The sequence below is a fragment of the Pseudomonas sp. HD6515 genome, assembly GCF_024971855.1.
Taxonomy (GTDB): domain Bacteria; phylum Pseudomonadota; class Gammaproteobacteria; order Pseudomonadales; family Pseudomonadaceae; genus Aquipseudomonas; species Aquipseudomonas alloputida.
This window is the reverse complement of record NZ_CP079828.1, coordinates 329,045-341,436: the sequence shown is the minus strand read 5'-3', so window position 1 is coordinate 341,436 and position 12,392 is coordinate 329,045. Positions and strand designations below refer to the sequence as shown.

Genomic DNA, 12,392 nt, shown 5'->3' with positions numbered 1-12,392 from the left:
TGCGATGTAGTTTTCACGTCAGCGTACCGCCAGCTGCACCTCATTAGCATCGGGACTCATCCCTCCTCAACACCTCAGAGGCACACCATGAAACTCAGACCCGCTTTCATAATCACCACCCTTGGCTTGCTGCTCAGTGCTGCCAATGCGCTGGCCAGCCCGGGCCACAAGAAAGACAGTATTGGGCAACCGGGAGACGGTCAGGCAGTAGATCGCACCATCGAAGTCCGGATGGGGGACATCTTCTTCGAACCCAAAGCAATGGAGATCAAAGCAGGCGAGACAGTTCGCTTCGTCCTGAAAAATGACGGTGCACTGCTACACGAATTCAATCTTGGCAAAGCGGCATCCCATGCCGCGCACCAGAAAGAGATGGCCGCGATGTTTCAGAACGGCACGCTGTCCCCTACAGGTGTGCATGACATGAGCAATATGGGCCATGCCATGGGCGGCATGAAGATGGTCGGTATGGAACACGATGACCCCAACAGTGTTCTTGTCGGACCTGGAGCAAGCGAAGAGTTGATCTGGACCTTCTCCGCCGCCACCGAACTGGAGTTCGCCTGCAATATTCCAGGACATTATCAGTCGGGAATGGTCGGTAAGGTGACCGTACGCTGACGTTTATTGATACTCGCCAACTCCGTCCAGTCTGAGACACCTATACTGATCCGGCCGCCATTGAAACGAGGCTATTGTCGTGGACCATACCCATCACACCAGTACCACTGAGCCGCCTTTTTGGAAGAGCAAGATTGGCATTGCGCTGATCATGCTGGCCGTAATCGGCATCTTCTATGTAGCGCGTGAGCATTACGGTCATCTTTCGCAGGCCCTGCCGTACCTCATCCTGCTGCTATGCCCGCTGATGCATCTGTTTGGCCACAATCACGGCGGGCACTCCCACTCCAGCAGCACCGCTGTTTCCAAGGACGAAGAAAGGACATAGATCGCATGCAAAAGACCTCCTGCCATCATGACCAGGATCATTCACATAACTCGCACGCCCACTCCGAGAGCCAGCGCGACCCGGTGTGTGGCATGGAGGTGAAATCTGATAGCCCATACCGCGAGAGCGTTGAAGGGAAGACCTATCGCTTCTGCAGTGCCAAATGCCTGCAGAAGTTTCAAATTGATCCCCACTCGTACATGGGCCACTCGTCTCATGAAGCACATCAGCATACGAGTCACCCTACGATATCGGCACCAGAAGGAGCCGCATATACCTGTCCGATGCATCCAGAGATTCGCCAACCGACCCCTGGCAACTGCCCGATCTGTGGCATGACGCTGGAGCCTGTCATCCCGGAGCTGGAAGAGGAGGAAAACCCGGAGCTGAAGGACTTCTCTCGGCGATTCTGGTGGACCCTACCGCTGACCGTCATCGTGACCGTGCTGGCGATGGCTGGCCATTCCTTGCAACTGTTTCATGGCACGACCCAGAACTGGGTCGAGCTGGCTCTGGCGACGCCCGTGACGCTATGGGGTGGCTGGGTGTTCTTCGCCCGCGGCATTGACTCCATCCGGCACCGCAGCCCCAACATGTGGACGCTGATCGGATTGGGAACTGCAGCTGCCTACCTCTACAGCGTGGCCGCTACCTTGGTTCCGCAGTCGTTTCCGGCGGCCTTTGTCCAGGACGGACGTATCGGCGTCTATTTTGAAGCAGCCGCGGTGATTATCTCACTCACGCTGTTGGGCCAAATGCTCGAACTAAAGGCCCGCTCGCAGACGTCCGCAGCTATCAAATCGCTGCTGGGACTGGCACCAAAGACAGCGCGGCGCATCATGCCCGATGGAGTAGAAGAGGACATTCCTCTAACCCATGTCCATCAGGGCGATCATCTGCGTGTCCGGCCAGGCGAGAAGGTTCCTGTAGATGGCACTGTGCTGGAGGGTGAGAGCGCAGTCGACGAATCGATGCTTACTGGAGAACCGTTACCCGTGACCAAACGGGCAGGGGATGCCCTTATCGGTGCCACCCTAAACACCCACGGCAGCCTAGTTATGGAGGCGCAGAAAGTCGGTGCCGAAACCATGCTGTCGCAGATCGTGCTGATGGTGGCCAAGGCCCAGCGCTCTAAGGCACCCATGCAGCGTATGGCCGATGCCGTTGCGGGGTATTTCGTGGTCGGGGTGATCCTGATCGCGATTCTGACCTTCTTCGGCTGGGGGCTGTTCGGGCCGGAATCTGGCTGGGTATTTGGCCTGATCAATGCGGTGGCGGTGCTGATCATTGCGTGTCCCTGCGCCCTGGGTCTGGCAACCCCGATGTCCGTCATGGTTGCGACTGGCAAGGCCGCTAGCAGCGGTGTGTTGTTCCGCGATGCCAGCGCCATCGAAAATCTATGCAAGATCGACACGCTCATCGTCGACAAGACCGGAACCCTGACTGAGGGGTGCCCCGTATTCCATAGTGCGGAAGGGACAGGCGGTTACGACTCCAATGAAGTGCTGCGCCTGGCTGCCAGTCTCGACCAGGGTAGTGAGCACCCGCTGGCTCATGCCATCGTCGATCATGCGCGGGGTCAAGGCATTGCACTGGTCAAGCCGGACACTTTCGAGTCGGGCTCGGGTATTGGCGTGCGCGGTCAGGTCGATGGCCATCAGCTGCAGCTCGGCAACACCGCACTGATGGACGAGGCGGGCGTCGATATTACCCCGCTGCGCAATCGCGCCGAGCAACTGCGTCTGGAAGGCATCAGCATCATCTATTTGGCCGTTGATGGTCGCCTGGCGGGACTCCTGGCCGTTTCCGATCCGATCAAGCCTACTTCTCAACAGGCTGTCTCCAAGCTTCAAAGCGAAGACGTAAAGGTCATCATGGCCACTGGTGATGGCCTCACCACAGCAAGAGCCGTGGCGAAGCAGCTCGGAATCGAGGAAGTGCATGGTGAGGTCAAACCGCAGGATAAGGAGAAACTGGTCGCCGATTTGCAGGGCTATGGCCGTCGTGTCGCCATGGCGGGTGACGGCATCAACGATGCGCCCGCCCTGGCCAGGTCTGACGTAGGTATCGCCATGGGCACCGGTACCGATGTGGCGATGAACAGCGCCCAAGTGACGCTGGTCAAGGGAGATCTGATGGGCATCCTGCGAGCGCGCACCCTGTCAGTGGCAACCGTGAAAAACATGAGGCAGAACCTCGCCTTTGCGTTCCTCTACAACGCGATGGGAATCCCGCTAGCAGCGGGGCTGCTGTACCCGCTGACGGGGCATCTTCTGTCGCCCTTGATTGCTGCGCTGGCGATGAGTGTCAGCTCGGCGTCGGTGGTCTTCAATGCTCTGAGGTTGAAATCAACGGACATCGGATAGGCTTCCATACCACCGACCAGGTGATTATTCAGAAGCGCATCTGACCGGAAAATGCCGTACGGTAGTTTCCGGTCCGACCTATCTGTCGCAACACATAGTGACGAGGTGACGTTCGATGGACTGTTGCCGCTGCGGGTAGGAGACTGGTCGTCGTTAACCCATGAGGACTCTCGGTGGCCCGCATTCGCAGACTGATTATCAGCAACTTCCGATCTATCCAGGCGCTCGACTGGGTGCCGGCCCCAGGAATTAACTGCCTCATAGGTCCTGGCGATAGTGGAAAGTCCAGCATTCTAGATGCGATTGACCTTTGCGTCGGTGCCCGCCGGGGCGGCACGTTCGGCGACATGGACTTCTTCGCTCTGAACGTCGAAACACCCATCACCATCAGTGTGACGCTTGGCGATTTGCAGGTATCGCTGATGGATATCGATGTTTACGGCGAGTTCTTGCGTGGATTCAATCCAGGAACGGGAGAAGTCGAAGACGAACCGCGAGCGGGGCTGGAGACCGTTATCACCTTGCTTCTGCAAGTTGGTGCCGATTTGGAACCTACCTGGACACTTTTTTCTGAGCGTGCGGAGCAGCAGCAACTCGAACGCACTCTTCCCTGGAAGGAACGAGCGGCACTAGCACCCGCCCGTATCGGCAGCTTTGCGAGTTCGAACTTGTCGTGGAGTCGTGGCTCAGTGCTCAATCGACTTACTGACGAGCGTGCAGAGCTAGGTGCCGAACTTGCGCGCGCCGCGAGGCAAGCAAGAGCGAACTTTGGCAATCAAGCCGTCGGACATCTAACTCAGACGCTTGAGGTGGTGCAACGCACGGCTCAGCATCTTGGGGTTTCGGTTGGAGCGATGCCACAAGCACTCCTTGACGCACATTCTGTGTCGATTGGCGAGGGTGCGATCGCGCTGCACAGCGACACAGGCATTCCCCTTCGCTCCCTTGGCACGGGCTCGTCGCGATTGCTAGTGGCAGGGTTGCAAAGAGCTGCAGCTAGCGCCGCGCCAATTGCTCTTGTCGATGAGGTGGAATATGGGCTTGAACCTCATCGGCTCATGCGATTCCTGGACTCCCTGGGCGCAAAGGACGCTGCCGCTCCGCTGCAGGTCTTCATGACGACTCACTCACCGGTCGCGCTGCGCGAATTGTCCGGCAGCCAGTTATTCGTTGTTCGGTCTGGGCCTCAACGCCACAGCGTTATGGCGGCAGGGGAGGCCAACGAAGTACAAAGTACCCTTCGGAAGGACCCAGAGGCATTCCTCGCCAAATCCATTATCGTTTGCGAGGGTGCCAGCGAGGTTGGCTTCGCGCGTGGCCTTGACCAATGGTGGGGCAGCCTTGGCGCTACCTCATTCCTGGCTCATGGTGGCGCTTATGTGGACGCCGGCGGGGGAAGTCCCGATAACAGTCTTATCCGCGGAACGGCACTTCAGAACCTAGGCTATCGCGTGATGGTTTTTGTAGACGCCGACAAACCTTCGACCGCAGGGCTACCTGAAGCATTCTTGGCCGCAGGCGGACAAATTCTGACATGGCGACCAGGTCTCACTCTGGAGGACGAGATCTTCCGCCATCTCAGTGACCAAGCACTCGATGCACTTCTGGCGAAAGCCGAAACAATAGTGGGTGCAGAGCTGATGAATGCGCACATCCAGACGAAGTCCCAAGGACGTATGACACTACATGACATCAAAGCTGAAAGACTTATTCAGGGCTACTTGCCCGCGACGCGAGAGCTTTTGGGAGCTGCATCTCGTATCCGCAACAGCGGGTGGTTCAAGTCGTTGACAACCTATCAGGAGGTTGCAAGGGACATCGTCGGCCCGTCTCTACAGAACGCCGACCAGGGCTTCATGGGATCGTGTCCCGGGAAGTGGTGTAACTCATCATGGTTCTGGCCGCTGAGTTCGCCGTTTAGTTGATCACGGCCGACAGCTTGGCCTGTGGATTATCGCTGACTGCCTCAAAGGCCTCCAACTGCATGTAACGCCGTTGCAGGCACCACTCGTCGTTCTGCTCCAGCAGCATCGCGCCTACCAGCCGTGTGATTGCAGGATCGTTGGGAAAGATGCCTACGACGTCGGTGCGGCGTTTGATCTCCGCGTTAAGCCGCTCCAGTGGATTGGTGCTGTGTAATTGCTGTCGGTGCGCTTTTGGAAACGCCATGTGAGCCAGCACTTCATCCTCGCAGCCGTCCATGAGTGTCGCGATCTTGGGGTATTTTTCGCGTAGCTGATCAGCGACCAAACGCCATTGCTGATGGCATTCGGCACGGCTGTCCTGGGCGAAGACTGTGCGCAGTAGGGCCGCCACCATGGTGCGCTGACCTTTGCCGACGTGGGCCATGGCATTACGCATGAAATGCACACGGCAGCGCTGCCAGGTCGCGTTGAAGACCTTGGAAACAGCCGCCTTGAGCCCTTCGTGGGCGTCGGAGATGACCAGTTTCACGCCCCGCAAGCCACGTCGCGTGAGGCTGCGCAGGAAGTCTGTCCAGAACGGCTCAGCCTCTGACGGCCCAACCCGCATGCCCAGGACTTCGCGGCCACCGTCGGTGTTCACGGCCACGGCGATTATTACGGCGACCGAGACGATGCGTCCGGCCTCCCGCACTTTGACGTAGGTGGCATCGATCCAGAGATAGGGCCAGTCGCCCTCAAGCGGGCGGTCAAGGAAGGCGTGAACGCGCTCATCGATCTCACCAGCTAGCCGTGAGACCTGGCTTTTGGAGATGCCGGTCATGCCCATGGCTTTGACCAGCTCGTCCACTGAGCGTGTTGAAACGCCTTGGATGTAGGCCTCCTGGATGACTGCCGCCATGGCTTTCTCAGCGGTGCGTCGAGGTTCAAGGAAACCAGGGAAATAGCTGCCTTGGCGCAGCTTGGGAATCTTAAGGTCGACGTCGCCTGCGCGGGTTTGCCAAAGACGATCGCGGTAGCCATTACGGCTATTTGTCCGGTCTGGGCTTTTGACATCGAAGCCCGCGCCGCACAGGCCTTCGACGTCGAACTCCATCATGCGCTGGGCAACGAACTGGATCATTTGCTTGAGCAGATCAGCGTCTGCCCCTTTCTCAACCAACTCGGTCAATGCGATAGTGGGCTTGGTCATCGTGGTTTCTCTGGTGAGTGTTTGGTCTTCGCAAACTCAACGTTAGCCAAGAACCACGATGACCATCCTCTTTCGCCCGCAGGGCGCCTTCGGCTGGTTCAGTTACACCACTTCCCGGGACACGATCCTTCATGGCAGTCACGAATCAGCTCTGGACGTTTACAAGTGCCCCTTGAGATCGATCTTTTCGCTATCGAGCGTGGCTCCATAACAGCCCCCGCAGGTTGTGGAAAAACGCAATTGATTGCCGAGACGCTCATCGCGCATAGGCAGAGCAAACCCATACTCGTACTAACGCACACGAACGCAGGCGTTGCGGCCTTACGGGCACGCCTGAGACGAGCCGGCGTTCCTAACTCCGCATATCGAGTCTCCACCATTGATGGATTCTCGATGCGCCTCATCGCTAAGTTCCCAGCGCGAAGCGGCCATAACCCACAGATCTTACAGCTCCACCAGCCCAACACCGACTACCCTGCAATTCGGCACGCCGCCATGCTGTTACTGCAGGCAGGCCACCTTGCTCAGCCTCTCCGTGCCACTTACGCGCGCTTGCTTGTCGACGAATACCAGGACTGCAACGTCGTCCAGCACGCCATCGTGTCAGGTTTGGCCCGGGTGCTACCGACCTGCGTGCTCGGTGACCCAATGCAAGCCATCTTCGACTTTCGTGGCAATCGACTGGTGCATTGGGCGAATGAGGTGCAGCCCCTGTTCCCCGCGGCAGGAGAGCTGAGGATACCCTGGCGCTGGCGGCTGGCCGGAGCTGAGAACCTTGGGCAGTGGCTACTCGCCATACGGCAGCAACTTCAAGTTGGCCAGCCGGTGGATCTGCGCACGGCTCCGGCAGAAGTGCGCTGGGTGCAGCTCAACGCCGGGACCGAAGTCCAGCAGCGGCTGGTGGCCGCTAGAACCGAGTCACCCAACGCTCGGGGCAGCGTCCTCATCATCGGGGACTCCATCAACGTGCAAGGTCGCCATCAGCTCACGAGCCAGACACCCGGCGCCATGGCCGTCGAAGCCGTCGACCTAAGGGACCTCGTCAACTTCGCCAGGAACTTTAACCTGCAGGGTGCCAATGCTCTGGCACAACTTGCGGAATTTGCTTCAAGCGTGATGACGGGGGTAGGTGCAGCAAACCTGCGAACGCGTGTGGAGTCTCTGCGCACAGGACGTGCCCGAACGCCACCGACCCCAGCCGAGGCCGAGGCCGTCGCATTCGTCGGGGAGCCAACACCGCAGCGAGCACTCCTTGTGCTCAACGCCCTCGCCGAACAGCCGGGGGCACGGGTGTACCGACCGGAAGTTCTGCACTGCTGCCGGTCCGCTATGCAAGCTGTGGCGGGAGGTACAGCCGACTTTCTGAGTGCAGCCATTCAAGCGCGAGAACGCAATCGACACCTTGCCCGCCCCATCGCAAGACGCTCGGTAGGCAGCACATTACTTCTCAAGGGGCTCGAGGCGGATGTCTCGGTTGTTCTGCATCCTGAACTTATGACCGCTCAGAATCTGTATGTCGCCCTTACGAGGGGCGCAAGGCACGTAGTGGTGTGTTCATCGAACCCCATCCTGATGCCTGTGAACAACGGCTGAGCCTTACTGTTGCGTTTGCGCACTTGACCTTGCCATCGTGTCAAGGTCGATGCTGTCTGTGCGGTAACTTGAGCCGCGGACGAAATGAGGTGAGAGAGATGTTCAGCCTGAATGTTTCGGGTATGGGTTGTGGCAGTTGTGTCAGCAAAATCACGAAGGCCATCCAGACGCTGGATCAGGACGCACGCGTAGAGGTGGATCGGGCAGCCGGCAAGGTCACTGTAGAGAGCACAGAAAGTGCCGAATCGATCCGCGAGCTGATCCAGGAGCTTGGTTATGCGGCCCAGGTCAGCGCTTGAGCGCTGGCCTGCCGACCGACTAAATCTCCAGTTCTGAGAGCTCTTTCAGCCCGTGAATACTGGTGACCTCGTTAGTAATACCTTCATCCCCATCTCGGCCGCGAAGCCAGTTTGAGTGATCGCCTGGCTCGCGCATTTCCAGCGTGTCATAGGAGTAGCGCTTTCGCTTGAACAGGCTTTTCAATGCGGCGAACTCGTGGCTTTTCTCGTCTTCTATTCCGACGACTTTTCCTACAAGCGCCTCCCAATGACCGACGCCGTCGGCCAGCATCGCCTGGTAAGTCTCTGGGTCCAGCAAGGCTTGCTGTTTGAAATGAATGATGCGGTGTGTCATAGACGCGCTCGGGAGTGGCCAAAGAGAAGCCGCTAGCCTATAGGTTCCGGGTCATTCGTGAATAGTTGCCCTGAGCTTTAGCAAACCTTCGTTGACCCACAATTTCAACCAAGTTGCGGCCTGCAGGGGGGCTTGCTCTCCATGTGTTGCGCTCAATGACTCGCAGAGTTCGGCGAACGATCCACCCTCGACGAAAAACCGCAATGCTGACGCCTCTTCTGGCTCCAGGCTTCGGTAATGGCATACGAGGTTATGACGCCAGACCAGACAGTCTCGATTCCCGGCTGGTTGGGTGGCAACGGGAAGCAGATCCCCAGACTTGGCAGCCTTCCACAGCGCCAGGGTGTTGTACTGCAATCGCAGCCATCTGGCAGATGGAGTCAGGGAAACCCTGAATGAAACCCAGTCTTCAGCCGAAAACTCACTGATGGCCTGCAGTGAAAGCGCTTCGACATCCTGAGCATCGAAAGCCAGTGTAAAAGCCCACTCCAGCTCCGCGAGTTCGCGCATCGGTGAAAGTTGAGGTTCCGCAATGTAGCTGCGAATGAACTCGGGCAGCTTTTCACCCAGCCAGCGAATGCTGAAATGCCGCGGTGGCCAGGCGGCGATATAGGCCAGTGCGAGTTGCTCGAACGACTGTTCTCCCAGCCATTGCTGCAGCGCCGGGAAATCCTCGCGCAGCACCGCCAGCAGGCGCGAGCGATAGGCGTTATGGTAGATCCGCAGGCCTTCGAGGGCACTCAGCGCAGTGCAACCCCGGACTTGCTCCAAAAGCTCGTTGGAGGGCAGGGCACCATCTGTCAGGTAAGTTTCAAATGCAGTCTGTAAGGCGCTTAGGCTCAAAGGGTTGCCCTCGATATCACGCCATTGGCGATAGCTCGGGCATGCTCCAACTCGGATAACAGATCCTCGAACGGTGGAAAATGATCATCCCGCTCGATCAACGTCGACGTTGGACCCAAGTAGCTCAAAGTCTTGCTGTAGAGCGCCCAAACCGGGTCAGCGATGGGCTGGTCGTGGGTGTCGATGAGGTATTGCCCGTAATCGCTATGCCCGGCCAGGTGAATTTGACGAATCCGCTCGTGCGGCAATTCCAAGATGAACTGCCATGGGTCGAAATCCTGATTTCGTGCGCTGACGTAGACGTTGTTCACGTCAAGGAGCAATTCGCAACCGGTCAGGAAACTCAGTTCCGAGAGAAACTGCGATTCGCTCATGCTGGACGTCTTCCACTGCACGTAAGAAGAAACGTTCTCCAGCACAATGGGACGTTCCAGAACATCCTGCACTAGACGCACCCGCGCGGCGACATGCAGCAGGCTTTCTTGGGTAAACGGCAGCGGCAGCAGGTCGTGGAGTTGATGGGCGTTGCCGCGACTCCAGCACAAGTGGTCGGAAACCCACTGGGGCTGTACCCGGTCCGCCAGTTGCTTGAGCTGTCGTAGGTAGCCCATGTCCAGGTTATGCGAACCGCCGATCGACAGCGATACTCCGTGCATCACCAACGGGTATTGCTCGCCAATCGCATCGAGAAAGTAGAGGGCCTTGCCACCGCCCACCAGGTAATTCTCGGAAATGATCTCAAACCAGTCGACCGCAGGTCGCTGTTCAAGAATCTGCTGGTAATACTCACTGCGAAGGCCAAGACCGAAACCCAGTGTTTTGCGCTTACTCATTCAAGACTCCAGCAGGGGAGTGGCAGGCACTCCCCGCAACGGCATTATTCGCTGGTCTTGCCACCGGCCTCATCGCACTTGGCCTGAGTCATCAGCTTGAAACCCTGGCCTTTACATTCTCCCTGGCCTTTGCAGGCATTTTTGGCGGTCATGCAGTCGTTCTGGCCCTTGCAACCGTTGACGCCGAAGCACTTCACTTCAGCTGCTTTGGTGTCCTGGGCGGCCTGGACAGGCAGGGTAGCAAACAGGCTGGCGGCCACGAGAGCCAGAGCGGCACCGGTAGCGACGTTGGATTTATTCGACATAGTGACAATCTCTCTTAATTGTTGGTGGTCTTATCCGCGGGTGCGAATGACCCTGAGTAGCTTAGGCATCGCTGCCGAGCATGCCCTCTCAAGAAATTCGCAAGGCTTTATGAGGGCATGAAAGACAGTACCGAGCCTTCTGGATGGGCTACAAGAAAGAAATAGCAACCTGACAGAACTGTAATGTTCGGCTCAGGTTGCTGACAGGCCCTCTTAGGGATGCTCCGATCAACTTGTCGTGCAGCCGCGGCAAGTTGCAATTTTCCAGGCACCTACAGCGTCATTGGACGAAAAGTGACCGAAAAATCATGTACGGAGAGCTTTTTCGACCGGTTCTCCGTGTTAAACGCGAACCTCACCCATACCCATGAGCTGTTTTCGAACCCTCCACAGGTTTGCCAGGGCGAACAGCGTGGTCAACTGAGCCGTGTTTTTCATCAGCCCACGAAAACGTACTTTCACGTAACCAAACTGCCGCTTGATCACGCGAAACGGATGCTCGACCTTGGCCCGTGTCTGAGCCTTGCAGAACTCGATCTTGCGCTTGGCTTTGTACAGTACGCTGCGCTGGTTCAGCTTGGAATAGGTGCTGCGACGCGCTGCAATCTGCCAGATCACCCCCCGATTTTCATGCTCTTCGCGCCTTTCGACACCGGTGTAACCGGCATCTGCATACACGGCGTTTTCTTCGCCATGCAGCAGTTCAGCCACCTGCGTGACATCGGCCACATTGGCAGCGGTGCCATGGACGTGATGCACCAGGCCGGACTCGACATCGGCACCGATGTGCGCCTTCATCCCGAAGAAATACTGACCGCCTTTCTTGGTCTGGTGCATCTCGGGATCACGCTTGCCTTCTTTATTTTTGGTCGAGCTGGGGGCATGAATAATGGTGGCATCGACGATGGTGCCTTGGCGCAGCGACAGGCCTTTTTCCTGCAGATAACCATTGATGACCGCAAGGATTGCCGGTGCGAGCTGATGCTTCTCCAGCAAGTGCCGGAAGTTCATGATCGTGGTGTCTTCGGGGATTGGCGCGCTCAGCGTCAGGAGTGCGAACTGGCGCATGGGCGTGATTTCGTAGAGCGCTTCTTCCATGGCCGGGTCGCTCAGGGAGAACCAGTTCTGCAACAGATGGATGCGCAGCATGGTTTCCAGAGGATAGGGTTTGCTACCGCCGCCGGCCTTGGGGTAGAACGGTTCGATCAGCTCCAGCAGGCCTGCCCAGGGCACCACCTGATCCATTTCGGCGAGGAAGCGCTCTCGGCGGGTTTGCTTGCGCTTGCCGGCGTACTCAAAGTCGGAAAAGCTCATCTGGCTCATGGGCGGCTCGGATCAGGTGTTGCGGGGATTCTCGCATAACTGAAGGCTTGTTCGGAGATTCCTTAGTTAACGTGACATCGAGCCTAAAGCTCGGCCTCTGCAGTTGCAGGGACCACTTAACTTACGAGGAATACCCAAAATGAAATCGATCAAAGCTCTGCTTGTAGTTACTGCTCTGAGCATCTCCAGCTTGGCAATGGCTGAAGGTGGTGCTGACCGAACCTTCGCGCGCATGGAGCAGGCACGCCAGACGTCTCTGGAGGCCTACCGGGTGGCCCAGCAGCAGAAAGTTGAGGCTCCTGTAGCCAGCAGTCCAACCGAGCAAGCAGAGCACACCAACTGCTGAAGTCATCTACCTTACAGAAATGTAATCACCCGGATGGTTGGGATATGGCAGTTTCATACTGCTCATCGTCGGTAAGGCTTGTGCAAT

General features: G+C 57.7%; 13 protein-coding genes. 7 read left to right on the top strand and 6 right to left on the bottom strand.

Annotated elements, in window-relative coordinates:
• Positions 1-87: 87 nt before the first annotated feature.
• From KW568_RS30740 to KW568_RS30725, 4 genes are all read left to right on the top strand, one after another.
• Positions 88-621 (top strand): plastocyanin/azurin family copper-binding protein, encoded by a 534-nt coding sequence (locus KW568_RS30740; RefSeq protein WP_004577569.1) that lies wholly within the window; start codon positions 88-90, stop codon positions 619-621.
• Positions 622-700: 79 nt separating this feature from the next.
• Positions 701-949 carry a DUF2933 domain-containing protein gene (locus KW568_RS30735; RefSeq protein WP_003246761.1) on the top strand — a complete coding sequence of 83 codons (249 nt, stop codon included), beginning with the start codon at positions 701-703 and terminating at the stop codon, positions 947-949.
• 5 nt (positions 950-954) lie between these two features.
• Positions 955-3,315 carry a heavy metal translocating P-type ATPase gene (locus KW568_RS30730; protein WP_023662984.1) on the top strand — a complete coding sequence of 787 codons (2,361 nt, stop codon included), beginning with the start codon at positions 955-957 and terminating at the stop codon, positions 3,313-3,315.
• Positions 3,316-3,488: 173 nt separating this feature from the next.
• Entirely contained in the window at positions 3,489-5,240 is a 1,752-nt protein-coding gene (locus tag KW568_RS30725; RefSeq protein WP_259539199.1) for an ATP-dependent endonuclease, read from the top strand.
• Here KW568_RS30725 and KW568_RS30720 read toward each other — a convergent pair.
• On the bottom strand, positions 5,233-6,429 hold the full coding sequence (locus KW568_RS30720) for an IS256 family transposase (protein WP_004575957.1): 1,197 nt from the start codon (positions 6,427-6,429) through the stop codon (positions 5,233-5,235). The genes KW568_RS30725 and KW568_RS30720 overlap by 8 nt on opposite strands.
• A gap of 165 nt (positions 6,430-6,594) precedes the next feature.
• On the opposite strand from KW568_RS30720, the gene KW568_RS30715 reads away from it, so the two are divergent.
• The gene (locus KW568_RS30715; RefSeq protein ID WP_004577566.1) at positions 6,595-8,022 is read left to right on the top strand and encodes a UvrD-helicase domain-containing protein; all 1,428 of its coding nucleotides are present in this window, start codon (positions 6,595-6,597) and stop codon (positions 8,020-8,022) included.
• A 98-nt stretch (positions 8,023-8,120) separates the two neighbouring features.
• Entirely contained in the window at positions 8,121-8,321 is a 201-nt protein-coding gene (locus tag KW568_RS30710) for a heavy-metal-associated domain-containing protein (RefSeq protein WP_003139539.1), read from the top strand.
• Between the two features lie 19 nt (positions 8,322-8,340).
• On the opposite strand, the gene KW568_RS30705 is transcribed toward KW568_RS30710, so the two are convergent.
• The 5 genes from KW568_RS30705 to KW568_RS30685 form a co-directional block, all read right to left on the bottom strand.
• The gene (locus tag KW568_RS30705) at positions 8,341-8,655 is read right to left on the bottom strand and encodes a hypothetical protein (protein ID WP_003139538.1); all 315 of its coding nucleotides are present in this window, start codon (positions 8,653-8,655) and stop codon (positions 8,341-8,343) included.
• Positions 8,656-8,706: 51 nt separating this feature from the next.
• A complete protein-coding gene (locus KW568_RS30700) occupies positions 8,707-9,498 on the bottom strand; it encodes a DNA-binding domain-containing protein (protein ID WP_004577565.1) in 792 nt (263 codons plus the stop codon).
• Positions 9,495-10,331 carry a DUF692 domain-containing protein gene (locus tag KW568_RS30695; RefSeq protein ID WP_003139536.1) on the bottom strand — a complete coding sequence of 279 codons (837 nt, stop codon included), beginning with the start codon at positions 10,329-10,331 and terminating at the stop codon, positions 9,495-9,497. The genes KW568_RS30700 and KW568_RS30695 overlap by 4 nt, the downstream gene beginning before the upstream one ends.
• A gap of 44 nt (positions 10,332-10,375) precedes the next feature.
• Entirely contained in the window at positions 10,376-10,636 is a 261-nt protein-coding gene (locus KW568_RS30690; RefSeq protein ID WP_004577564.1) for a membrane protein, read from the bottom strand.
• Between the two features lie 342 nt (positions 10,637-10,978).
• Positions 10,979-11,959 (bottom strand): IS5-like element ISPa41 family transposase, encoded by a 981-nt coding sequence (locus KW568_RS30685; RefSeq protein WP_023662985.1) that lies wholly within the window; start codon positions 11,957-11,959, stop codon positions 10,979-10,981.
• A gap of 139 nt (positions 11,960-12,098) precedes the next feature.
• Between KW568_RS30685 and KW568_RS30680 the strand changes: the two genes are divergently transcribed.
• Complete coding sequence (locus tag KW568_RS30680; RefSeq protein WP_003139535.1) at positions 12,099-12,305, top strand: co-regulatory protein PtrA N-terminal domain-containing protein; 207 nt, start codon at positions 12,099-12,101, stop codon at positions 12,303-12,305.
• The last annotated feature ends 87 nt before the right edge of the window (positions 12,306-12,392 follow it).

What these genes read in the sequence shown, in the direction of transcription:
- KW568_RS30710 (WP_003139539.1), top strand. Translation starts at nt 8,121, where the DNA reads ATGTTCAGCCTGAATGTTTCGGGTATGGGTTGTGGCAGTTGTGTCAGC.
- KW568_RS30680 (WP_003139535.1), top strand. Translation starts at nt 12,099, where the DNA reads ATGAAATCGATCAAAGCTCTGCTTGTAGTTACTGCTCTGAGCATCTCC.
- KW568_RS30690 (WP_004577564.1), bottom strand. Translation starts at nt 10,636, where the DNA reads ATGTCGAATAAATCCAACGTCGCTACCGGTGCCGCTCTGGCTCTCGTG.
- KW568_RS30730 (WP_023662984.1), top strand. Translation starts at nt 955, where the DNA reads ATGCAAAAGACCTCCTGCCATCATGACCAGGATCATTCACATAACTCG.
- KW568_RS30740 (WP_004577569.1), top strand. Translation starts at nt 88, where the DNA reads ATGAAACTCAGACCCGCTTTCATAATCACCACCCTTGGCTTGCTGCTC.
- KW568_RS30720 (WP_004575957.1), bottom strand. Translation starts at nt 6,429, where the DNA reads ATGACCAAGCCCACTATCGCATTGACCGAGTTGGTTGAGAAAGGGGCA.
- KW568_RS30705 (WP_003139538.1), bottom strand. Translation starts at nt 8,655, where the DNA reads ATGACACACCGCATCATTCATTTCAAACAGCAAGCCTTGCTGGACCCA.
- KW568_RS30695 (WP_003139536.1), bottom strand. Translation starts at nt 10,331, where the DNA reads ATGAGTAAGCGCAAAACACTGGGTTTCGGTCTTGGCCTTCGCAGTGAG.
- KW568_RS30685 (WP_023662985.1), bottom strand. Translation starts at nt 11,959, where the DNA reads ATGAGCCAGATGAGCTTTTCCGACTTTGAGTACGCCGGCAAGCGCAAG.